This is a genomic window from Acidobacteriota bacterium, assembly GCA_012729555.1.
GTDB lineage: Bacteria > Acidobacteriota > UBA6911 > UBA6911 > UBA6911 > UBA6911.
Genome location: JAAYCX010000010.1, coordinates 1 through 22,678 on the forward strand (window position 1 = coordinate 1; position 22,678 = coordinate 22,678).

Consider the following 22,678-nt stretch of genomic DNA (forward strand, 5'->3'; position numbering starts at 1 on the left):
ACCCGGGCGCTGACCAGGACCCGCAACTCCCCGGCGGCGAAGCGCTCGAGCGCCAGGCGCCGCTCCCGGCGGCCGATGTCGCAGGTGACCGGCTGGACGAGGTGCTCGCGCGCGATCGCGTAGGCGGCGTCGTTGTCGGCCGTGAAGGCCAAAACGCGCGAGTCCCGGTGCTCCCCGAGGAGGGCGCCGACGATCCGGCGCTTTTCCTCGGTGTAATGGATGATTTTCCGGGAACGGCGCCAGGAGGCCAGCGCCCTTTTCCCCTCGTCGCTGCGGAGGGCGAAGCGTGTGAAGTCCTCCCAGCCGGCCCCGGGGGAGCGGTCGAAAAACTCCCGGCAGAAGGGGCGGAAGACGGCCAGCTCGAACTGGTAGGCCTCCCGTTCCCGGGGGGAGAGCCCCACCGAAATGGTGACCAGGCTGTAGGGGGCGAGCCAGCGGCCGGCCAGTTCCTCCACCCGAGCGCGGTAGATTTCCGGGCCGACGAGGGCTTCGAGGCGGCCGACCCGGCGGGGGTCCTCGGGCATGGTGGCGCTCAGCCCCAGCCGCGCCCCGGCGGTGGACATCTCGAGGATCTCCTCCCCGAGCCCGGCGCCGAGGTGGTGCACCTCGTCGATCACCAGGAGGGAATGGCGGTTCCCCAGCGTTTCCATATGCCGCCGGGCGCTCGAAAAGGTGGCGACGGTGACCGGCCCCTCGGTCCGGCGCCCGTCGCCGAACTCCCCGACGGGAAGGGCCGGGATGGCCCGGAGAGTTTCGACCCATTGCGCCATCAGGGCGCGGGTGGGGACGAGGCAGAGGGTGCGCAGCCCGGTCCGGGCCATCGCCGCGACCGCGACGCGCGTCTTCCCGGCGCCGGTGGGGAGGGAGAGGATGCCCCTCAGCCCGGAAGCCTCCCATGCGGCGAGCGCGGCGGCCTGGTAGGGGCGCAGTTCGGGCGCCGCCACCGCCGGCGGGGGGGGCAACGGGGGGAGGGCCTCGTCGCAAAAGGGGATGCGGCGGCTCCGGAGTTCGCGGCGGAGCTCCGGGTAGGCGCAGGCGGGAGCGCGCCAGGCGCCCACGCGCGCGTCCCACCGCACCCCCGGGAGGCTTTCCGCACCCCCGAGGTCCCCCGGGAGCAGAAGGGTGCCGCGATCGAACGAGAGCCGCATGGTATCCTCCTGTCTATCTAATGAGGACCGGGCGATTTGAGCCGGTTTTTTCACGACCGGGCCGAAAGCGAAACAACGCGGTCCCGGCGTCGTATGTCTTAATTGGAACGGAGGGTCCGGGCCTGGTGGGACATTCTGTTTATTGAAGATGTAAATTACTCAGATATAAGGGGTTGCGTGCATTCCATGATCAAAGCTTCTCTCGTGGCTATCTTTTTCCCGCTGCTGGCGTTTTCCGCGACCTCCTGGGGCGGGCACGAAAATTTCAGCAAATGGTCACTCGAAGGGGCGGTCAAGCTCCTGAACGATTCCCCCTGGGCGCGCCAGGAGACCTTCACCCGCGTCATCCGCGGAGTGGGGAGCGGCATTTCGGGGGAGAAGGAGATCTACAACACCTTCTACGTGAGGTTCCTTTCCGCCCGGCCGGTGCGCGAGGCCTACGCCCGGATCCAGCAGATCCAGCACGGGTACGACCGGATGAAGCCGGAGGAGAAGCGGCGGTTCGAGGCGCTCCAGGCGGGCAACCTCGACATGGACGTGTCGCGCTTCATCGTCCTGAGTGTCGGTTTTCGCTCCAACGACCCGAACGAGGAGAGCGCCATCCGGCGTTTCTTCCAGAGCGAGACCGTCGAGACCCTCAGGAGCAAGGCCTTTCTCTCCACCCCGTCATGCCCCCAGGTGGAACTCATCGCCTATTTTCCGCACCAGGAGGAGAGCGTCGGGGCCAAATTCGTCTTCCCCCGTGAAGTCGACGGGGTCCCCGTGATCGGGGAGCATTGCCCCAACATCACCCTCGAGCTGCTGGATGTCCCGGGGACCGAATCCCGCCTGTACGCGAAGTTCGAGGTCAAGCCGATGAGGGTCGGCGACCAGCTTGTTTTCTGACCCCCGGTCCCCGAACCCGTCAACCCTGGTTTTCCCTCTTGCAGGATTTTTCATGCTTATGCGTTTTGCGCTGATGGCGCTGGTGTTATGTTTGGCCCCACTGTGCGCGGCCGCTTCCGGACAGGAACCGGAGGCGACGGCCGACGCCCCCGACGCGGGGACCGTCGAGTCCCCACCCGGACTCGACGGGGGACTTTTCAAAGACGAAGGGGAACGCTCGCTGTCGCCGGGCCTGCAGCAGATCAAGTCCTTCCGGTTGAGACTGGGGACCGAGTGGCAGCCGGAGGGCCCGGTCAGGGACGAATCGACCGCCCTGATCGTCAACCCCTTTTCGGTCCGAAAGCGGGGGAAAATCTACGGCTCGGTCTACGAATACCACCGCAACGACAATTTCGACGCCCGCAATTTCTTCGACCCGGTGGGGCAGAAGCTGCCCGAATTCAAGCGCAACCAGTTCGGCGTAAGCCTGGGGGCTTCGATCACCTCGAGGCTGAAGGTGTTCGGCAGCTATGACGGCCTGCGGGTGATCCGGGGCTCGACCCTCCTCTCCCTGGTCCCCACCGACGCCATGAAACAGGGGGACTTCAGCGCCGTCCCCGGGCGGCAACTGATCGACCCCTTCACGGGCGAGCCCTTTGTGGGCAACCGGATCCCCGAGGAGCGCATCCACCCGGTGGCCTCCCGGCTGCTCGGGCTCTTTCCCGATCCCAACCGGGACGACCCGGTGCGCAACTACGTCAACAACCAGCCCTCCGTGGAGAACCGCGACACCGTCTCCACCAGGATCGATTACGAATGGAGCCCGCAGACCAAGGTCTTCGGCACCTACGAAATCAGCGACGGCGTGCGGCGGCTGGTCTCCGCCCTTCCCGCCTTCGGCAACGAGGTTGACGAGAGGGACCAGGAGGTTGCGATCGATCTGAGCCACTCCTTCAGCCCGAACAAGGTGTTCAGCCTGAAGGTGGGGTTCGACCGCTTCTCCAGCCTGCAGACCTCGGACCAGGCTTTCCAGGAAGGGCTGCTCGATTCGATCGGGATCGCCGGCGTCGGGGTGCTCGACCCGATGGACGAGGGGTACCCGGAGATGGAGATCCTCGGCTATTCCGGGATCGGGTCGATGTCGATGGCCAGCTTCGTGAGCCCCTCGCCCGAGAGCTTCAACCAGAACGGCTATTCCCTCAGCGCCGGCTATACCTACGTGAGCGGGGAGCACACCCTCTCCCTGGGGGGGAGCCTGAATGTCAATCAATACAACGACATGAGGACCTGGGGCACCCGCCGCGGGCAGTTCGGGTTTTCGGGCCAGTTCACGGGGGATGCCTTCGCCGATTTCCTCCTGGGAATCCCCTACACCGCGGCCCGGGGCGTCGGCTCGGACCGGGCCGACCTGAGAAAACGCTCCTGGCGCCTCTACCTGAACGACAGCTGGAAACTGAGCCCCAACTTCACCCTCACGATGGGGCTCGCCTACAGCTATTCCCCCTTCTTCCACTCCACCCGCGACAACGTGTCGTTCTTCTACCCGCTGGTGCAGGAAGCGCCGCGGGACGGGGAGGTCGTCGTGACCGGCAGCTCCCGGGCCCGGGAGCTGGGGCTCGACCTGGACCCGGGGCACGCGGCCTACGACGACAAGAACGACTGGCAGCCGAGCTTCGGCGTGGCCTACAGCCCCTTCGGCAACAACCGGCTGGTGCTGCGGGCGTCCTACAGCATCGGACACAGCTCGATGAACACCTTCCAGGCCCTGACCTACATGGGGCGGAACTACCCGTTCTTCTATGTCCAGAAGGCGGAATCCCCGGTACGGCCCGACCTCGATATCGCCGATCCCTTCGAATCGGCCGCCCTCCCCGCGCTCAGTTTCACGGCGGCCGATCCGGAGCTGCGAAATTCCTTCATGCAGAACCGGGAGGTGGCGCTGCAGTACGAGTTTTTGAGCAACTGGAGCATGGAATTGAAGTATTCGGGGCGGATCACCACCCGCTTCTACCGCGTGGTCCCCGGGAACGTCCCCCTGCCCGCCCCCGCCGGCGAGCCGATCCAGCCGCGGCGGCCGAACCCCGACTACGGGATCTTCGAAATCCTCAAGAGCGACGCCACCTATACCAATAACGAAATGAATGCCCGGGTGACCCGGCGCCTGACCGACTTCTTTTCGCTCCAGGCGAATTTCACCTGGGGGCGCGCGATCAGCGACGCCTACAGCTGGACCTTCGCCAACCCGAACAATCCCCGCGACCTCGGCGCCGAGCGCTCGCTCTATGGATTCTTCCCGACCAAGTCGTTCAACCTGAACTACATCCTCGACCTGCCGCTGGGGAAGGACAGGTTGTTGTCTACCCGCTGGGCGGGCAGGCTCGGGGTGCTGCTCGAAGGGTGGCGGATTTCGGGGATTACCAACATCATGAGCGGGAGCCCCTTCAGCCCGGAGATTTTCGGGGACCCCAACAACGACGGCGTCTGGGGCGACCGTCCCGACCGGATCGGGGAGGGGAATCTTCCCAAGTCGGAGCGGTCGATCGACAAGTGGTTCGAGACCGCCGACTTCCGCATACCCGACTACGGCGGGCCCGAAGGGAGATGGTTCGGCAACTCGGGCCGGAACGTTCTCCTGTCCCCCGGTTCGACCCAGTGGGACATCAGCGTCATGAAGACCACGCCCGTCACCCGCTCGGGCAACCTGCTCGAGTTCCGGGTGCAGTTCTTCAACGCCTTCAACCACGTGAATTTCGACCAGCCGGGGAATTTCATCAACTCCCCCACCTTCGGCGTGATCTCGGGGGCGGACGACGCCCGGGAGATCGAGATCGCCCTGAAGTATTCCTTCTGATGGAAACAGGTTTTTCGGGGAGTGCAACCATGGAGATTCCGACGCTCGAAATCGATCCCGGGCTGGGACCGGGGACGGTGCGCGCGGCCCTGGTTTGGGGACTGGAACTCCCGGGCTGCGCGCCGACCGCGGCCGTCCCCACGTACATTGCCGAGTTGCTCGAGCGGGTGCGCGCCGCCGGGGAAGGGTTTCTCGACGCCGGGCGCCGCGCGGCCGTGCGCGGGATGCTGCGGCACGGGCGCTTCAAGCCCTCGGGGCGGAGCAAGCCGGCGAGCGAGTATCTCCTGGCCGCCGCCCTCGGGGGGGATTTCCCCCTGGTCAACCCGCCCGTGGACGCCAACAACGCCGTGAGCCTCCAGTCGGGCTACCCCGCCAGCGTCTTCGACCTGGACCTCACGGGCCACTCCCTGCGCCTGCGGCGCGGAAGGGCGCGGGAATCGTACGTGTTCAACCCCTCGGGACAGGAGATCGGGCTGGAAGACCTCCTGTGCGTCTGTCGGCGGCAGGGGGAACTCTGGGTGCCGTGCGGGAACCCGGTCAAGGATTCCATGACCACCAAAACCCGGGAGGCGACGCGCGCCGTCGTGGCCGTCGTCTACGCTCCCGCCGGTGAGAGCGCGGCCCTCCTCGAGGCCGCGGCCGAAAGGTTCTCCACCCTTCTTGCCGCCGAGTGCGGCGCCGCCCGCGCCGGCTGGAATATCGCCTGACCCTCCCGCATCCCGGCGCCCGTCGGGAGGCGTGTTATAATCATGGACGCATGAAATCCGCGCTTTCCACCCTGGTCTTCGACCTGGACGACACCCTGATGGCCGAGGAGAGTTCGGCCGAGGCGGCCTTCGTCGCGGCGGGTGAACCGGCCCGGGAGCGGTATCGGATCGACCCCCGTGCGCTCCACCTGACGCTGCGCAAGGCGTGCCGCGAGCGCTGGTACGCGTTCCCGGAGCACCCCTACTGCAAGCGGGTGGGGATCAGTTCGTGGGAAGGGATGTGGGCCGAGTTCACCGGTCCGGGGCCGGAGCTGGAGCGGCTGCGCTCCTGGGCTCCGGTCTATCGGTTCCAGTCGTGGCAGACGGCCCTCCGCCGGCACGGAGTCGACGACCCCGCCCTGGCCGGGGAGATGGCCGAGGCCTTCCCGCGCCTGCGGCGCCGGCTCCACGTCATCTACCCCGATACCCTCCCCGCCCTGCGGAAACTGGAAGGCTATGCCCTCGGGCTCCTCACCAACGGAGCCGCGGACCTCCAGCGGCGCAAGATCGAGGGGGCGGGGATCGCGGGATACTTTCGGGAGATCCTGATTTCGGGCGACATCGGATTCGGCAAGCCCGACCCGCGGATCTACGGCCTCATGCTCGAGCGGCTCGGGGCCGCGCCCCGCGCCGCGCTCATGATCGGCAACAACCCCGTCACCGACATCGCCGCGGCGCAGCGCGCGGGGATGCGGGCGGTCTGGGTCAACCGTGCGGGCGCGGCCCCGTCCGGCGGTGTCGTCCCGGACTGGGAGATCGCCGATCTCTCCGAACTCGAACCGGTGCTCGAAGCCGCCGGGGGGGGTGGGTCGATCCGGGCCAGGCGAAAGGGGGAAGATGATGGACGCATTCATGCGGGCGGCGATCGAGGAGGCCGAAAAAGGCCTGGCGGAAGGGGGGATCCCGATCGGTTCCGTGCTGGTGGTCGGCGGGAAGATCGCGGGGAGGGGGCATAACCGGAGGGTGCAGCGGGGGAGCGCGATCCTGCATGCGGAGATGGACGCCCTGGAAAGCGCCGGCAGGTTGTCGGCCCGGGACTACGCCTCCTCCGCGCTCTACACCACCCTCTCGCCCTGCGACATGTGCAGCGGCGCCGCCCTCCTCTACGGGATACCCCTGATCGTGATCGGGGAGAACCGGACCTTCCGGGGCCCGGAGGACTACCTGCGCTCGCGCGGGATGGAACTGGCGATCCTGGACGACGCGGAGTGCGTCCGGCTGATGAGGGAGTTCATCGCCGCGAACCCGGGGCTCTGGAACGAGGATATCGGCAAGCCCTAAAGCCGCCCCCGCTTTTTGCCGATCAGGCACCTCATCGGGGGGAATCATGCACAGCCGGAGCCGCGTAGCCCAGGATCGCCGCAACCTGTCCCGCATCGCCACGTGCCTCGACTGCCGCTTCGACGCCTCGGGCACGTCCAGGGAGGGGGTCGTGATCGACCTTTCCCTCAAGGGGGCCTATGTCTCCTCCGCCTTTCTCCCCCCGGGGGGGAGCCGCATCAGCCTGACCCTCCTCTCCGGCCCGCTGGAGCGGCCGTTGACGATCGAGGGGAAGGTCCGGCGGTGGCACGCGGGGATGAGCGGGAGCGGCAAGGGGCGGTTCGGGGTCGAATTCGACCACACCCCGGTCGACCTGGCCCGCCTGATCGGCCGGCTGGTCAACAATGTCTCCTCAAAGGAACCGCGGGCGGGCTAGCGATAGACCCCGTATTCCTTGGTGAAATCGATCATGGCCCGGACCGTTTCCTCCCGGGCGTCGTCCAGCTGCGTTCCCGAGCAGAGGATGTACCCCCCCCCCTTGCCGCAATAATCTATCAGATCCTTGCAGCACGCCTTCACCTGTTCCGGCGTCCCGGTGGCGATCATGGTGATGGGGACGTTGCCCATGATGGGGCTGTGGCCGCCGAGGACGTCCTTGGCCCGGTGCATGTCGGTCCGGTCGAAGAACCAGAGGACCGACGCCTCGGGAAGCTGGGTCAGGTACGGCAGCCGCTTGGTGTAGCACCCTTCGGCGAACGGGGCGGGGATCAGGCCGTCTTCGATCATCCGCAGCATGATCTCCTTGAAGGTGGGCCAGTAGAATTTTTCGAACTGGGCGAGGGAGATGTGCGTGTCGTCCCCCTTGTGCAGCGGCATCATGACCAGCGGCGGGGCGCCGATGGGGACGTCGGGGACCGGGGTCAGCTCCAGGATCTTCTCGCACGCCCGGATCACCTTTTCGGGGCAGCGGTAGAGGTCGGTCAGGATCCCCCGCGTGCCGCGCAGGGTGTCCCCCAGCATGTCGAACGGGGCGGCGCCGAACCCGAGGAAGAACTGCGGGTACCCCATCGCGCCGAGCCGGGCGGAGGTGGCCATCGTCACCCGGAGCGGCTGGAGCGACATCTCCGCCGCTTTCTTCATGACGGCGAGCGCCTCCTGCACGCCGGGGTCCAGCATCGCGGCGAACACCCTCCCGCCGATCTGGATGCCGTCGCTCCCGAACCAGGGCATCTTCCCGAGGCCCTTGAGCGACGTGTACATCCGCGGCATGAAGCGGCGCATGACGTAGTCGGAGGGGTCCAGGAGGAAGGCGTCGTACTCGTCCCCCTTCATGTACTCCTGCTCGACGTACTGGTACTGCACGTCGTCGGGGAGGCCGCACCCGGCCCATTTCATGCTGGTCTGCCCCAGAAACTCCATGGAGGGCCCCGACATCATGAAGGTGGCCGTGGCGCTGTCGGGCTGGAAGTCCTGCTGGAACTTGACGACCGCGGCGGCGGCTTCCTCCCAGCGGTCGTACATGGTCGCCTTCTGGGGGATCCCCATCCGGCGGTAGATGAAGGCGCCGCCCAGCCCCGCGACCGGAACCCGGTCGGGGACGCGAAGCTCGAGGGTGTCCCGGAACCTTTGGGCCCGCTGCCGGTAGGCGGCCGCCGCTTCCGGGCCGTCGAACTCGATGCCGTCCCCCCGCACCCAGGCATCGAGCCGGTATTGTCTCTTCTGCTCCGCAGTCAGTGTGTTCCAGTTGTCCGGTTTTCCCGCCATCACATCCTCCTCCTATCCACGCCTGCCAGGGCCGTGGAGGCCGCGGCGGCAAAATGATCCACAGGTTCCTCCAGACGTCGTCCCGGCCGTCATCCCTTGCCGTCGAGCCGGGCGAGCGCGAAGGCGTAGGCGCCGAGCATGGTCGCCCCGCTCGTGCCCAGGCGCGAGAGGCCGACGCCGATCCGGGGCGTCGGGTCGTACTCCATCTCCCTCCGGCTTCCGGGAACGCGGACCGTGCAGAGGTCCCCAGCCAGGAAGGCGCGGGCCTGGGCGGGATCCTCCAGGTCGCAGGCCGTGGAGGCCAGCCTCCGGAAGCGCCGGCCGTCGGGAGCGGTGTAGGCGCCGTTGAGTTCCGCGACCAGGGCCGGCAGGAAGAGGGGCCACGCGCCCGACATTCCCCCGCCGATGACGGCCAGCCCGTCCACCAGGGTGAGGGCCTGGGCCATGGCGTCGCCGGCGACCTCCCCCAGGCGGCGGAACGCCTCGCGCGCCGCGGGGGCGTTCCCCGCCCTCCGCTCCATCCCGATTTCGAAGATGGCCTCGGGGTCGGGCGCCTCCCCGGGGGGGATGCAGGCGGCGGCCGCATAGGCGCGGCGCACGGCGCGGATGCTCACCCCCTCCTCCGCGTTCCTTTCCCGCTCGAGCTTGTGGCGCAGCAGCCAGACCTCCCCCGCGATGGAGTTGTCCCCGGCCAGGAGCCGGCCGTCGATGACGATCCCCCCGCCGAAGCCCGTCCCCAGGGTCACGCCGAGAAGGTTCCGGTAGCGGCGCGGGCTCCCCGACTCCTCCAGGAGCGCGTTCACGTGGGGGAGCAACCCCGCGATCGCTTCGCCGTAGGCGAACAGGTCCCCGTCGTTGTTGATGTAGACGGGGACGGCGAAGCGTTCCTCGAGCATCGGGCCGAGCGCGACCCCGCCGCGAAAGCCCGGCAGGTTGCCCAGGTCGCCGATGATGCCGCGGGGGTAGTCCGCGGGGCCGGGGAAGGCGAAGCTGATGGCCGCGGGCATCGCGGCGCAACGCGCCCGGACGAGGTCAAACCCCTCCACGATCCCCGAGAGGCACCGGTCGAGGTCGTCCCCGCGGGACGGCATGGCGATGCTCTCCGTCACCTGCCGGCCGCCCTGCATCGCCGAAAAGCGGAAACTGGTCCCGCCGGCGTCGAGCGTCAGCACGATGCGGGGGTCGCTTGAGAGATCCATGACGGCTCCTTGAGACAGAATCCGGGAAATCCGAGGCCCCCTACCGTATCACACCCGCCCCCCGTTCGGCATGGAGATTCAGGCGGAGGCTATGCGGCGGCTTCCGACCTCCCCTTGAGCGAAAGGAGGAACAGGTAAACGAATGAGGCGGCGGGAACGATGAAGGCCGCCGGGCCCCAGCCGAGGTCCACCAGCCACCCCATCAGCAGCGGCAGGAGCGCGCCGCCGGAGATGGCCATGCACATGAGCCCGCTCAGTTCGTTCGCGCATTCCGGCTTCTTTTCGACGGTGATGGAAAAGAGCATCGGCCAGATGTTGGCGAACCCGAGACCCGCGGCGACCACTCCCGCGATGGCCAGTCCGCCGCCGCCCGTCAGGAGGGCGGTTGTCCCCAACAGCCCCACGAGGGCGGAGAGGCGGAAGCAGGTGCGCGGGCTCATCCGGGTGAGCAGGGCGCTCCCGGCCAGGCGGCCGACGGTCAGCAGGAGGAAGAAGAGGGCGGGGCCGTACCGGTTGGCGGCCAGGTCGTCGAGGCCCAGGCCCTGGAGCGTCGGTTTGAGGAAGCGGCCCAGGCACGATTCCGCGCCGACATAGAGGAAGATGCCGCCCACCGCAAGCAGGAACACGGGCTGCCGGAGCAGCGCCAGGCTGGAGCGGAGGTTCGGGGGGGTCTCCGCCCGGGTCTCGTCGACCCGCAGAGACGCCACCGCGACCAGGGCCAGGAGCATGAGGACGAAAAAGAGGGGGAAGATCCCCCGCCAGCCCATGCCGGCCAGGAGGGCGACGGAGACGATGGCGCTGGTGAGATAGGTGGAGGCGGTGCTCCCGATCCCCTTGATCCCCTGGGCGAAGCTCAGGTTCCGGCCGTAGGCCCCCGCGGGGCTGACGTCGCGCATGATGGGGTTGCCCGCCACCTGCAGGAAGGCGGTCCCGACCCCGAGGAGGAAGATGCACCCGAGGAGGAGCGCGAAGCCCGGCACCCGGAGCGACGGGATCAGCAGCGCGGCGGCGTTGAGCCCCAGCCCCAGCATCAGGAGTCTCTTCTTGCCGATCCGGGCGGCCAGGAGGCCCCCGGGGAGGCTGAAAAGGGCGAAGGAGATGTAGACGAAGAAGGGGAGCAGGGTGGCGAGCAGGTTGCTGAGCTCGTACTGCTTCCGGACGCCGTCGGACATGGGGCCCATGGCGTCCGCCAGCCCCATGAGGAAGAAGGTGAGGAAAATCGGCAGGGTCCTCAGTCGCATCGTGCTTCCTCCGTCAGTCCGTCAAGGTTCGTGCCCCGCGCGTCAGAACCGGTAGGCCCGCCGCGCCAGGCGGCAGGCGAGGTCGATGGCCGTCTCCCGCGCCTCGTCCTCGCACAGCCGGTGCTCCGTCACCAGTTCGGCCAGGTACCCGCAATCGACGCGGCGCGCCACGTCGTGGCGGGCGGGGATGGACGGGAAGGCCCGGGTGTCGTCGTTGAAGCCGACCGTGTTGTAGAAGCCGGCGGTTTCCGTGGTGAGCCGGCGGTAGCGCCGCATCCCCTCCGGGCTGTCGTGGAACCACCAGGCCGGCCCCAGCCGGAGCGCGGGGTAGTGGCCGGCCAGCGGCGCCAGCTCGCGCGAGTAGGTCGACTCGTCCAGGGTGAAGAGGATGACCGTCAGGCGCGGCTCGTTACCGAAGCGGTCGAGCAGCGGCTTGAGCGCGCGCACGTAGTCGGTGGGCACGGGGATGTCGGCCCCCTTGTCCCGGCCGTAGCGCAGGAAGAGCGCGCGGTTGTGGTTGCGGCAGGATCCGGGGTGGATCTGCATCACCAGTCCGTCCTCGAGGCTCATCCGCGCCATTTCGGTCAGCATCTGGGCGCGGAACGTCTCGGCCTCTTCGGGCGTCGCCGATCCCTCGAGCGCCCGCGCGAACAGCTTTTCGCACTCGGGGCGCGAGAGGTCGGCGGTGGCCGCCGTCTCGTGCCCGTGATCGGTGGCCGTGGCGCCCTGGGAGGCGAAATGACGGCGGCGGTTTTCGAGCGCCCGCAGGTAGCCGGCCCACGACCCGGGGTCCTCCCCCGTCAGCTCCCCGAGCCGGGCGACGTTTTCCCGGAACCCCTCGAATTCCGGATCGACGACGGGATCGGGACGGAAGGTGGGGACGACGCGCCCCTTCCACCCCCCCGCGCGGAGTCTGCGGTGGTGCTCCAGGGGATCGAGCGGCGACTCGGTCGTGGCCAGGACCTCGATGTGGAAGCGCTCGAACAGGGCGCGCGGCAGAAACCGCGGGCTGGCGAGCTTTTCGGCGACGGCGTCGTAGATCCGGTCCGCCGACGCGGGGGAGAGGCGCTCCCGGACGCCGAACACCTCGTGGAAGGTATGGTCGAGCCAGCTGCGGGTGGGGGTGCCCCGGAACAGGTGCCAGTGCGAGGCCAGGAGGCGCCAGACGGCGCGCGGGTCCACCCCGGGTTTCCGGCCGTCGGCTTCCGGGACGCCCAGCTCCTCCAGCGCCACCCCCTGGCTGTAGAGCATGCGGTAGATGTAATGGTCCGGGACGATCAGGAACGAGGCGGGGTCGGGGAAGGGTGTGTTGTCGGCGAACCAGCGGGGGTCGGTGTGCCCGTGGGGGCTGATGATCGGCAGGTCCCGGACCTCGGCATAAAGGCGGCGCGCGACGGCGCGTACCGCCGGGTCGGGGGGGAACAGCCGGTCTTCGTGCAGCAGCAGCTCTTCACTCATATCCGTCTCCGCCTTCCCGCCGCGGGCAAGGGATTGTTTCGAATCTTGTAAATGCGTGGTACTATAGCACTTCGTTCAAGCCAAGGTTAAGGAAATTCGAAATCCCGGGGGATGGGCCATGTATTTTCTGGGGATAGATGTCGGCACGGGGGGGACCCGGGCCCTGATTCTGGACGAAACCGGCGCGATCGCCGGCTCGGCCACCGAGGAACACGCGCCCTTCGCGTCGCCCGAAATCGGGTGGGCGGAACAGGACCCCGGGGACTGGTGGCGCGCGGCGGGGGTCGCGGTGCGCCGGGTGCTCGCCGCGGCGGGCATCGGCGGGGAGGCGGTCGGGTGCGTCGGCTTTTCGGGGCAGATGCACGGCGCCGTGATGCTCGACGCGGCCGACGCCGTGGTGCGGCCGGCGCTGATCTGGTGCGACGTGAGGACGGAGGCGCAGTGCCGCGCCTTCACCGAGCGGGTGGGGGCCGAGCGGCTGATCCGGCTGACGTGCAACCCCGCGCTCCCCAATTTCACCCTGACCAAATTCCTCTGGGTGCGGGAGCGGGAGCCGGAAAACTGGCGCCGCGTCCGCTCGGTCATGCTCCCGAAGGACTATGTCCGCTTCCGCCTGACGGGGGAGCGGGCGATCGATGTCGCGGACGCTTCCGGGACGCTGCTACTCGACGTGGCCGCGCGCGCCTGGTCGCGCGAGGTCCTGGACGCCGCGGAGATGGATGCCGCGCTCCTTCCCCGACTTTATGAATCGCAGGCGGTCTGCGGCCGGGTGAGCGCGGCCGGGGAACTGGCCACGGGTCTCAAGGCGGGCACCCCCGTGGTCGCCGGGGCGGGGGACCAGGCGGCCGGTGCCATAGGCATGGGCATCGTCGCCCCCGGGGCCGTCAGCGCGACGATCGGGACCTCGGGGGTGGTGTTCGCCGCCACCGACCGGCCGGCGCTCGACGCGCGGGGGCGGCTCCACACCTTCTGCCACGCCGTGCCGGGGCGCTGGCACGTCATGGGGGTGACGCAGGCGGCGGGCCTCAGCCTGCGCTGGTTCCGCGACCGGTTCGGCGCCGGTCCCGACGACGCCCGCGACCCCTACGAGCGGCTGACCAAGGAGGCGGCGCAGGTCCCGCCCGGGGCGGACGGGCTCCTGTGGGCCCCCTACCTGATGGGGGAGCGCACGCCCCACCTCGACCCCAATGCGCGGGCCGCGCTGGTAGGGCTCACCGCGTCCCACACCCGGGGGCACGTCGTGCGCGCCATTCTCGAGGGGGTCGCCTTCAGCCTCAAGGACACCTTCACCCTGTTTGCCGAAATGGGGACTCCGGTCCACAAGATCCGGCTCGGGGGGGGCGGGGCGCGCAGCCCCCTGTGGCGCCAGGTCCAGGCCGACGTCTACGGCCACGAGGTAGAGACGGTCGCGGCGGAGGAGGGCGCGGCTTACGGCGCCGCCATTCTGGCCGCGGTCGGGGCGGGGAGATGGCCCAGCGTCGACGCCGCGTGCGCCGAAGTCGTGCGCGTCGAGAGGGTCATCGCTCCGCAGCCGGAAGCCGCCGCGCTCCTCGGGGAGCAGTACCAGGCCTACCGCCGCCTCTACCCGGCCCTCAGCCAGGTTTTCGTTTTCCCAAATACGGGGGAGAAGCCATGAACAGAACGAGCGTGATTTGCGTTGTTATCGGGATGCTGGGCCTGGCCGCGGGCGCGCTGCCGGCCGCGGAGCCGGAGTGGAACCCGGCCGCCCTCAGGGAATGCGACCGGGCGTGCCTGGTTGCGATCATCGACGGCTACATGAACGCCGTCTACCGGCGGGACCCCGAAGCGGTCCCCCCGCTCGCGGTCGACGTGCGGATGACCGAAAACACCGGCGTCATCGATGTGGGCGAGGGCGTCCTCTGGCGATCGAAGGTGGAGCCGACCGGTTTCGGGATCCATGTCGCCGACCCGGTCGCGGGCCAGGTCGCCCTGCAGGCACGGCTCGAGATCGAGGGGCAGCACGCGCTCGTGGCCGTCCGGCTCAAGGTGGACCGCGGGAGGATCCAGGAGATCGAACACCTCTACGTGCGTAACTCCGGTTTCGAGAAGAGCATCGACGATGCGGCGCTGCCGCTCCTGACGACGCCGCTGCCGGTTCTGACGGACGACGTCCCCCCCGCGCGAAGGACCTCGCGCGACCTGCTCTACCGCGCGGCAAACTCCTATTTCGACGCCCTGGAGGGGGACAACGGGAAGATCGGCGCCTTCGCCGACGATTGCGTGCGCCACGAAAACGGCTACCGCACCGTCAACCACCCGCCGCCGGGCGGCCGCATGATGCCCGCCCCCTTTGTCCCGACCGACCCCGAAATGCTGAAGTTCAGCATGATGACGTGCGCGGAGCAGATCGACACCGGGACCTTCGCCTACATGAAGCGCATCCGGCCGCGGCGCGTCCTGATCCTCGACGAGCAGAAGGGGCTGGCCGCCAGCTTCCCGCTCTTCATCCATGACGGGACGAGCCGGAAGGCGGCGCCGGGGGCGCCCCCGGGGATGCTGCAGAACCTCGTGACCATGGAAACCTTCGCCATCCGCGACGGGCTGATCCGCCACGTGGAGGCCTTTCCTTTCGTGACCCTCCCCTACGGGCTGGGGAACGGCTGGACCCCCGGTTCCGGCCGCTGACGGGCGAGGAGGAAGCCGTGAACTTTGAGAAATACTCGATCGGCATCGGCGACCGCTTCGGCTGCCAGGGGGCGGCCCAGCTCGCGGCGCTCGAGAAGGCGGCGGCCCGCGGGCTCTCCCTGGTCCCGGTGTGGAACAAGTCGGAGCGGGAGCACCTGATCGTCGGTACCGGGCCGGAACACCAGCGGCGGGCGGCGGACGAGGCAGTGCGCGCCCGTGGCTGGGACAAGGCCTATTGCGTGGACGCCGATCACATCGGGATGGAAACGGTGGACCGCTACCTCCCCTGGTGCGACTTCTACACCATCGACGTCGCCGATTTCATCGGGAAGGCGCCGGAAGACCCCGCCCTCTTTCTCCGGGCCATGGAGCCCTACCGGGGGAGCCTCGACATCCCGGGCGCCTCGGCGCCGGTCGAGATCACCGACGCGGCGCTCGGGACGTTCGCCCGGAAGTATCTCCGGGCCGTAGCGGCGGCGGCCGGGGTCTACCGGCATATTGCGGACAGGAAGGGGGAGGGGACCTTCGTCACCGAGATATCGGTCGACGAGGCGGCCGTTCCCCAGACCCCGGTCGAACTCCTCCTCATCATGGCCGCCCTCGGCCTGGAGCGGGTCCCGGTCGAGACTCTCGCCCCGAAATTTTCCGGCGCCTTCCTCAAGGGGAGCGACTATGTCGGCGACGTCCGGCGCTTCGAGCGCGAATTCCGGGACGACCTGGCCGTCATCGCCTTCGCCGTGGAGCAATTCGGCCTCCCCCGGAACCTGAAGCTCTCCATCCACACCGGGAGCGACAAGTTCTCCCTCTACCCCGTGATGCACCGGGCGCTCCGCAGCGCCGGCGCCGGGATCCACCTCAAGACCGCCGGGACCACCTGGCTCGAGGAGCTGGCCGGGCTGGCGGCCGCCAGAGGCGAGGGGCTCGATTTCGCCCGGGAGATCTACCGGGAGGCGTACGGGCGCCGCGAGGAGCTCTGCCGCCCCTACCTGGCGGTGATCGACATCGACGCGCGACGGCTCCCCCCGCCCGGAGAGGTGGACGGCTGGGGTCCGGAGGAGTTCGTGCGCGCGCTCGAGCACGATCTCCCCTGCCGGAGCTGCAACCCCCATCTGCGCCAGCTCCTGCATGTCGGCTTCCGGGTGGCGGCCGAGCGGCGCGCGCGCTTCGAGGAGCTGCTCGGGCGCCACCGGGACCTCATCGGGAAGCGTGTGGAGCGCAACCTCTACGACAAGCATATCGTCCCGCTCTTTTTCGGGGCGGAGTGACCCGGAACCTTCAGGGAGGACCCGACCGTGAACCTGGAAGAACTCACCCGGCAGTATGATTTTCGCGATCGCGTCATGGTCGTCACCGGGGGCGCCGGCGTCCTCGGCGGCGAAATGGCCTGCGCCCTGGCCGGGTGCGGCGCCCGGGTGGCGATCGTGGACCGCAAGCCGGAGGAGGCCGGACGCCTCCGGGAACGCCTCGGCGACGGCGCGGACCGCCTCCTCGTCACCGGCGGCGACGTCCTCGAGAAGGATTCCATGGAGCAGGCCGCGCGGCGCATCGTCGGGGCCTGGGGCGGGATCGACGGCCTGGTCAACGCGGCGGGGGGAAACCATCCCGGCGCCACGACGGGGGCGGAGCAGACGTTCTTCGACCTGCCCGAAAGCTCGCTCCGGTTCGTCTCCGACCTGAACCTGCTGGGGACCGTCATCCCCAGCCAGGCGTTCGGCCGGGTCATGGCGGAGCGGAAAGCGGGGGTGATCCTGAACGTCTCCTCGATGAACGCCTTCCGCCCGCTCACCCGCATCCCGGCCTATTCCGCCGCGAAGGCGGCGGTGTCCAACTTCACCCAGTGGCTCGCGGTGCACATGGCGCGGGAATACTCGCCCGCCATCCGCGTCAACGCCATCGCCCCCGGCTTCTTCCTGACCGAACAGAACCGCTTCCTGCTGACCGACCGGGAGAGCGGCGCGCTCACCGCCCGGGGCGGACAGATCCTGGCCCACACCCCGATGGGGCGCTTCGGCTCCCCCGAGGACCTGGTCGGAGCGACGCTCTGGCTCCTTTCCCCCATGTCCCGGTTCGTCACCGGGGTCGTGCTCCCGATCGACGGAGGGTTCTCGGCGTATTCGGGCGTCTAGCCGTCCCCGCCCTCCTCCCCGGGGCAGCCCGCCGGCGCTTCCCCTGCGCGGAGCGCGCGCGGGCCCCTGGTTTTTGCATAATTTGGCTTTGCCTTGACAAAGTTGACTTTTCGGTCGGGCAAAATAGAAATGCGGTTTTCGCGCAAACGACCGACAAGGAGCCGGATGGAATGGATACCCAAAAGCACTCTTCCTCGGGTCAGGCGATCGTCGAGTTCGCCCTGGTCTTCCCCCTCCTGCTGATCCTGCTCCTCGGGATCATCGAGTTCGGGCTGCTGTTCTACAACAAGGCCGTCATCACGAACGCCAGCAGGGAAGGGGCGCGGGTGGGTATCGTCAACCAGGACCGTGGCAACCTCAACCCCATCAACGCGAATATCCTCGGAGCGGTGAACAGCTACTGCGCCAGCCGGCTCATCTCCTTCGGGTCGCCGGACGTGACGGTCACCCCCGACTGGTCGGCGGGGACGGGGTTCGGAAACCCGCTCAGGGTGACGGTCACCTTCGACTACCGGTGGCTGGTGCTTCCGAATTTTGTCGGGTTGCCCAACCCGACCCGGTTGAGCGGCGTCACGGTGATGCGGCTGGAATAGGCCATGGGAGAGAACCTCATGCTTGAGGAGCGGCAGTTCCGGACGCCCGAGCCGGACCGTAACCAGTGCGGGGCGGTGATCGTCATGGTCGCGCTCCTGCTCGTCGTTTTTGTCGGGTTCGCGGCCATGGCCATCGATATCGGCCACCTGCTCGTGGTGCGCAACGAGCTTCAGAACGCCGCGGACGCTGCCGCCCTGGCCGGCGCCTCTCACCTCTACCCGCAGATCCCTCCGGCCTCTCCCTCCCCCCCCGACTGGGCTGCGGGCGAGACCGCAGCATCCACCAACGCCCCCGTAAATAAAGCGGGCGGTGTAGTCATCACCGACTACGAAGTGCAATTAGGCTACTGGAACTTCGCCCATACCCCGCCCGGACTGCAGAGTACGGGGATCACCCCCGGGGCACAGGACTTCGCGGCGATCAAGGTGACCGTGCGGAGAGCCAATGGCAAAAATGGCGGCCCTCTGGGGCTCTTTTTTGCTCCCGTCCTCGGTATAAAGACTTCTGATGTGAGTGCCACGGCAACGGCCGTGATGGCCTCTCCCGGTACCGCCAAGCCAGGTGCCCTCCTGCCCGTGGCCATAAGTAAGGCCGTGGCCGACCAGAAAAGCAGCTATACCTGCCCGGATCATACCTTTAAGATCGGCTCTTCGTATCACTACCCGGCGAGCATGGCAGGCCAGTGGACCTCGTTCGAAACGGACAGGAACGACGTCCCCACCGTCAGGGACCTGATCGCCAACGGCAACCCCACGCCGCTAAGTATCGGCGACAATATCTGGATCCAACCCGGGAGCAAGACGACGCTCTACAATTCAATCCCGGTCCCCGCAGACGTCATGCTGCCGGTGGTCGACGCCGTGCTCAGCGACTCCACCCACTCGGCGGTGCCCATCTGGGGGTTTGTCTGCTTTCATATTACGGGGTCGGAGGGCGGAAGTAAAAAGTACATCGAAGGCTGCTTCAATGACAGTTGTTACGCGGGGCTCACCACCGGCGTCGGGCCCAACTACGGCGCCTACGCTCCTCCCACCCTGGTGCAGTAGGCGGAGCTCCGGCGTCATGACGCGGGGGCGTGCCCGCTGGGCCGTCGCCCGAGGGCCCGCAGGAGGACCGAGCCGAGCACCACGGCGCCGCCGAGAGCGGCCCACCTCCCCGGTTGTTCGCCGAGCAGGAGGAGGACCCAGACCGGGTTCAGGACCGGCTCGATGACGGGGACCAGGATCGCTTCGAGCGCCGTGACGTGGCGGATCGCCTCGGCGTAGAGGATGTAGGAGAGTCCGAGCTGAAACACCCCCAGCAGGACCAGTCCCGGCCAGCTCCCCTGGGCCGGGGCGGACGAGAGCATCGCCGGGAGCCCGATCAGCAGCGCCAGGATGTTCCCCAGGAAGACCGATTCGAGCGGGGACCCGTCCTTCTGCCTGCGCAGCAGCAGGGCGGTGCCCGCGAAGGCCACCCCGCTCACGATCGCGACGATGTTCCCCCGGAACCCTCCCCCGGTGAGGTCGTCCAGGAAGAAGAGGACCATCCCCCCCAGGGCGGCGGCGATGGCGGCGGCGTCGATCCGGGTGACCCGCTCCTTCAGAAACCAGCTGCTGAGGAGGGCCACGTAGGCGGGGGCGGTGTACTGCAGCAGGATGGCGTTGGCGGCCGTGGTCCACTTGTTGGCGACCACGAAGAGGATGACCGTGGCCGCGTAGCAGACCGCCCCCCCCAGCTGCGGCCCGCTCCAGGAGAGCCGCATCCTCGGGCGGAAGGCCAGCATCACGAGCGCCGCGATCCCGCTGCGGGCCCCGGCGATCGCCATCGGGCTCCAGTCCACGATCTTGATCAGCAGCCCCCCCAGGCTCCAGAGCAGGGCCGCGAGGATCAGCAGTAGCACCGCGCGCGATCTCATGGGGTGAAGGATACCATGCAGGGGGACAGTGGTGGCTGTCCCCAATTTGCCCTTGAGTCGGCCCGGTCCGGGCCGGATAATGGATCCAAAGCAGAGATCCTGTCCAACGGCACACGAATCGGGGGCATCAGAGCGACCAGGTCCGGCCATCCTCCCCGCATGCTGCGATCCCCCCCGCGGGATTCACCCCGAAGGCTCCGGAGATCACCGGAAGGGCTCCATGATCGGTCAGACGCTCCTGCACTACCGGATCATCGAGAAGCTCGGCGAGGGCGGCATGGGCGTCGTCTACAAGGCGCGCGATCTGCACCTGGACCGCTTCGTGGCCGTCAAGATCCTCCCCCCCGAGGTGATGTCCGACCCGGTGCGCCGGCGGCGCTTCGTTCTTGAAGCCAAGGCGGCGTCGGCGCTGAACCATCCGGGCATCATCGTCATTCACGACATCGACGAGGCGCGGGGGGTTCACTTCATCGCCATGGAGTATCTCACCGGACGGACGCTCGAGCAGGTCCTCAAGGAGGGGCCGATGTCCCTCCCCCGGAGCCTTGGATACGCCGCGCGGATCGCGGAGGCGCTCGCGGCCGCCCACACGGCCGGGATCGTGCACCGCGACCTCAAGCCTTCCAACGTGATGGTGACCTGGGAAGACAGGGTCAAGGTCTTCGATTTCGGCCTGGCCAAGCTCGCCGCCGGTACGGGGGGGGAAGCCGCCACGACGGAGGAGGTGACCCGCACCCTGGTTACCTCCTCCGGCCCCGGGACGGTGATGGGGACCCTTTCCTACATGTCCCCCGAACAGGCCCGCGGGGAGGCGCTCGACCACCGGACCGACATCTTCTCCCTCGGGGTGGTGGCCTATCACATGGTGTCGGGCCGGCTCCCTTTCAGAGGGCCGAACGCGGTGTCGGTCCTGGAGCAGATCCTGCATGCCCCGGCCCCCCCGCTGCGGGACGCCTGTCCGGGCGCGCCCGAAGAGGTGGAACAAACGATCGATCGGGCCATGGCCAAGGATCCGGGCGAACGGTTCCGGGACATGCACGAGATGGCGGCGGCGCTGCGCTCCCTGGAGGAGGGAGCCGAGAACCCCGGGGCCGCGGTGGCGGGCCGGAAAGCGGGCGCCCCCCGGGCGGGGAGGGACCGCTTTCCGCGCCGGCCCGCCCTGGCCGCCTGCATCGCGCTGCTCGCGCTCCTGTTCGTCTCCCCCTTCCGGGCCCGGGTCGGGCCCGAGGGGCCGGAGGTCGGGGTGCCGTCAAGGATCCGCATGGCCATCCTGCCGCTTCTCAATGTCGGAGCGCGCCCCGAAAACCAGGAGATCGCCGACGGCCTGGTGGAAGTCCTGGCCGCCAGGTTCGCCCGGATCGCCCAGTATCATGGGAACCTGAGCGTCATCTCTCCCGCCGACATCCGGGCGGAGGGTATCACCGGGGCGGCCGAAGCGCGCCGCGCCTTCGGCGTCAACCTGGTGCTCTGCGGGAGCGTCCAGGTGTTCGGGAGCCTGGTGCGGGTCACCTTTTATTTTGCCGATGCGGTCTCCCTGCGCCAGATCGGTGGCGGCGACTTCAGCGCCAGCGTCTTTGAAATGATGGGGATGGACGAGGAGATCTTCGACAGGGCCCTCGCCATCCTGGGCCTGGAGCCGAAGCCTGAAGCGCGGCGCCTGGCGGCTGCCGGCCGGACGCGCGTTTCCGGCGCCTACGCCTTATACCTGCCGGCCGAGGGCCTGCTGTCACGCCACGATATGCCCGAGAACCTCGACCGGGCCATCGAGCTTTTCAAGAAAGCGCTGGCCGAAGACCCGCGCTACGCGCTGGCCCACGCGGGCCTGGGGGAGGCCTACTACTGGAAGTTCAAGGGGAGCCACGATCGCGAATGGGCCCGGCTGGCGCTGGCGAGCTGCGAGGCGGCCGGGGGGATCGACGACCGCCTGGCGCCGGTCTACATCACCCGGAGCATGCTCTACACCGAACTCGAGATGCCGGAACAGGCGGTCGGGGAATTGAGCGCCGCCATCGCCATCGAACCTGCAAACGCCGACGTGTACCGCGAACTGGGCCGCGCCTACGAGAGCCTGAAGAAGGGGGGCGAGGCCGAGAGGGCCTTCCGGAAGGCGATCGAACTCGCGCCCGACTCCTGGAGCTGTCACTGGGAGCTGGCCGTTCATCTCTATCGCCATTCCCGTTACGAGGATTCGGCGGGGGAGTTTCTCGAAGTGATCCGCCTCTTCCCGAACCATTTCCGGGCCTATTCCAGCCTCGGGGGGATCCGGATCCACCAGGGCCGGTTCGGCGAGGCCGAGATCCTGCTCCGCAAATCGCTCGAGATCCGGTCGACCATGCAGGCCGGGGTGAACCTGGCGGCCGCCTATATCCTCCAGGGGCGCGCGGCGGAGGCGGTGCCGGTCCTGGAGCAGGCGGCTCGGATGAAAGACGCGACGCACCAGGTCTGGGGGAATCTCGGCGACGCCTGCGCGCTCACGCCGGGGATGGAGCCGAAGGCGCGGCCGGCCTACGAGAAAGCCGCGGGGCTGGCCGCGGAATATCTCGAGCTCAAGCCCTCGGACGGGGCCGAACGCGCCACCCTGGCCTTCTACCTGGTGCGGCTGGGAGAGAGGGAACGCGCGCTCGCCGAGATCGGGCGGGCGCTCAAAACGGCGCCCGGGGACGCGCGCGTGCTCTTTTGGGCCGCCCTGGTCCACGAGGAGGCGGGAGAGCGCGACCGGGCGCTCGAGCTGCTCTCCGGCGCCGTCGCCGGGGGCTTTTCCCCGGCCATCGTCGAGGCTACCTCGGACCTGGCCGGCCTGCGCCGGGACCCGCGCTAGCGCGGCATGATGGCCGAAAACAGCGGGCGCTGACCGGCGGGCGCCCGCCACAAGGAGGAAAACACA

At 68.5% G+C, this 22,678-nt stretch carries 19 protein-coding genes; 13 read left to right on the forward strand and 6 right to left on the reverse strand.

Translation table 11 applies throughout. The features are described from left to right. The coding region (locus GXY47_01275) for a DEAD/DEAH box helicase (protein ID NLV29758.1) at positions 1-1,148 on the reverse strand (1,148 nt) is incomplete at its 3' end. A 186-nt stretch (positions 1,149-1,334) separates the two neighbouring features. On the opposite strand from GXY47_01275, the gene GXY47_01280 reads away from it, so the two are divergent. Genes GXY47_01280 through GXY47_01305 form a run of 6 tightly spaced genes read left to right on the forward strand, consistent with a single transcriptional unit; the run spans position 1,335 to position 7,305 of the window. Continuing rightward, entirely contained in the window at positions 1,335-2,033 is a 699-nt protein-coding gene (locus GXY47_01280) for a hypothetical protein (GenBank protein ID NLV29759.1), read from the forward strand. A gap of 52 nt (positions 2,034-2,085) precedes the next feature. After that, a complete protein-coding gene (locus tag GXY47_01285) occupies positions 2,086-4,863 on the forward strand; it encodes a TonB-dependent receptor (protein ID NLV29760.1) in 2,778 nt (925 codons plus the stop codon). A 29-nt stretch (positions 4,864-4,892) separates the two neighbouring features. Then, positions 4,893-5,570: a hypothetical protein gene (locus tag GXY47_01290; protein NLV29761.1), complete on the forward strand. Its 678-nt coding sequence runs from the start codon at positions 4,893-4,895 to the stop codon at positions 5,568-5,570. 50 nt (positions 5,571-5,620) lie between these two features. Continuing rightward, complete coding sequence (locus tag GXY47_01295; GenBank protein NLV29762.1) at positions 5,621-6,565, forward strand: HAD family hydrolase; 945 nt, start codon at positions 5,621-5,623, stop codon at positions 6,563-6,565. Next, positions 6,450-6,890, forward strand: coding sequence for a nucleoside deaminase (locus GXY47_01300; protein ID NLV29763.1), 441 nt, complete (start codon positions 6,450-6,452; stop codon positions 6,888-6,890). Before GXY47_01295 ends, GXY47_01300 begins: the two co-directional genes overlap by 116 nt. 46 nt (positions 6,891-6,936) lie before the next feature. Next, positions 6,937-7,305: a PilZ domain-containing protein gene (locus GXY47_01305; protein ID NLV29764.1), complete on the forward strand. Its 369-nt coding sequence runs from the start codon at positions 6,937-6,939 to the stop codon at positions 7,303-7,305. On the opposite strand, the gene GXY47_01310 is transcribed toward GXY47_01305, so the two are convergent. From GXY47_01310 to uxaC, 4 genes are all read right to left on the reverse strand, one after another. Beyond that, a complete protein-coding gene (locus GXY47_01310; GenBank protein NLV29765.1) occupies positions 7,302-8,633 on the reverse strand; it encodes a hypothetical protein in 1,332 nt (443 codons plus the stop codon). The two genes, GXY47_01305 and GXY47_01310, sit on opposite strands and share 4 nt — an antisense overlap. Positions 8,634-8,722: 89 nt before the next feature. Continuing rightward, a complete protein-coding gene (locus GXY47_01315; protein NLV29766.1) occupies positions 8,723-9,832 on the reverse strand; it encodes an ROK family protein in 1,110 nt (369 codons plus the stop codon). 89 nt (positions 9,833-9,921) lie between these two features. Continuing rightward, positions 9,922-11,073 carry a sugar MFS transporter gene (locus tag GXY47_01320; protein ID NLV29767.1) on the reverse strand — a complete coding sequence of 384 codons (1,152 nt, stop codon included), beginning with the start codon at positions 11,071-11,073 and terminating at the stop codon, positions 9,922-9,924. A gap of 42 nt (positions 11,074-11,115) precedes the next feature. Beyond that, positions 11,116-12,531: a glucuronate isomerase gene (gene uxaC, locus GXY47_01325; GenBank protein NLV29768.1), complete on the reverse strand. Its 1,416-nt coding sequence runs from the start codon at positions 12,529-12,531 to the stop codon at positions 11,116-11,118. 118 nt (positions 12,532-12,649) lie between these two features. Here uxaC and xylB point away from each other — a divergent pair, with 118 nt between their 5' ends. The 6 genes from xylB (at position 12,650) to GXY47_01355 (ending at position 18,943) form a co-directional block, all read left to right on the forward strand. After that, positions 12,650-14,167 carry a xylulokinase gene (xylB, locus tag GXY47_01330; GenBank protein NLV29769.1) on the forward strand — a complete coding sequence of 506 codons (1,518 nt, stop codon included), beginning with the start codon at positions 12,650-12,652 and terminating at the stop codon, positions 14,165-14,167. Next, positions 14,164-15,177 (forward strand): hypothetical protein, encoded by a 1,014-nt coding sequence (locus tag GXY47_01335; protein NLV29770.1) that lies wholly within the window; start codon positions 14,164-14,166, stop codon positions 15,175-15,177. The genes xylB and GXY47_01335 overlap by 4 nt, the downstream gene beginning before the upstream one ends. Before the next feature lie 17 nt (positions 15,178-15,194). Then, entirely contained in the window at positions 15,195-16,442 is a 1,248-nt protein-coding gene (locus tag GXY47_01340) for a hypothetical protein (protein ID NLV29771.1), read from the forward strand. 75 nt (positions 16,443-16,517) lie between these two features. Further along, a complete protein-coding gene (locus GXY47_01345) occupies positions 16,518-17,303 on the forward strand; it encodes an SDR family oxidoreductase (GenBank protein NLV29772.1) in 786 nt (261 codons plus the stop codon). Between the two features lie 170 nt (positions 17,304-17,473). Next, complete coding sequence (locus GXY47_01350; GenBank protein NLV29773.1) at positions 17,474-17,896, forward strand: pilus assembly protein; 423 nt, start codon at positions 17,474-17,476, stop codon at positions 17,894-17,896. Positions 17,897-17,899: 3 nt separating this feature from the next. Continuing rightward, positions 17,900-18,943: a pilus assembly protein TadE gene (locus GXY47_01355; GenBank protein ID NLV29774.1), complete on the forward strand. Its 1,044-nt coding sequence runs from the start codon at positions 17,900-17,902 to the stop codon at positions 18,941-18,943. Between the two features lie 14 nt (positions 18,944-18,957). On the opposite strand, the gene GXY47_01360 is transcribed toward GXY47_01355, so the two are convergent. Continuing rightward, entirely contained in the window at positions 18,958-19,794 is an 837-nt protein-coding gene (locus tag GXY47_01360; GenBank protein ID NLV29775.1) for an EamA family transporter, read from the reverse strand. Positions 19,795-20,014: 220 nt separating this feature from the next. On the opposite strand from GXY47_01360, the gene GXY47_01365 reads away from it, so the two are divergent. Next, the gene (locus tag GXY47_01365) at positions 20,015-22,612 is read left to right on the forward strand and encodes a protein kinase (protein NLV29776.1); all 2,598 of its coding nucleotides are present in this window, start codon (positions 20,015-20,017) and stop codon (positions 22,610-22,612) included. The last annotated feature ends 66 nt before the right edge of the window (positions 22,613-22,678 follow it).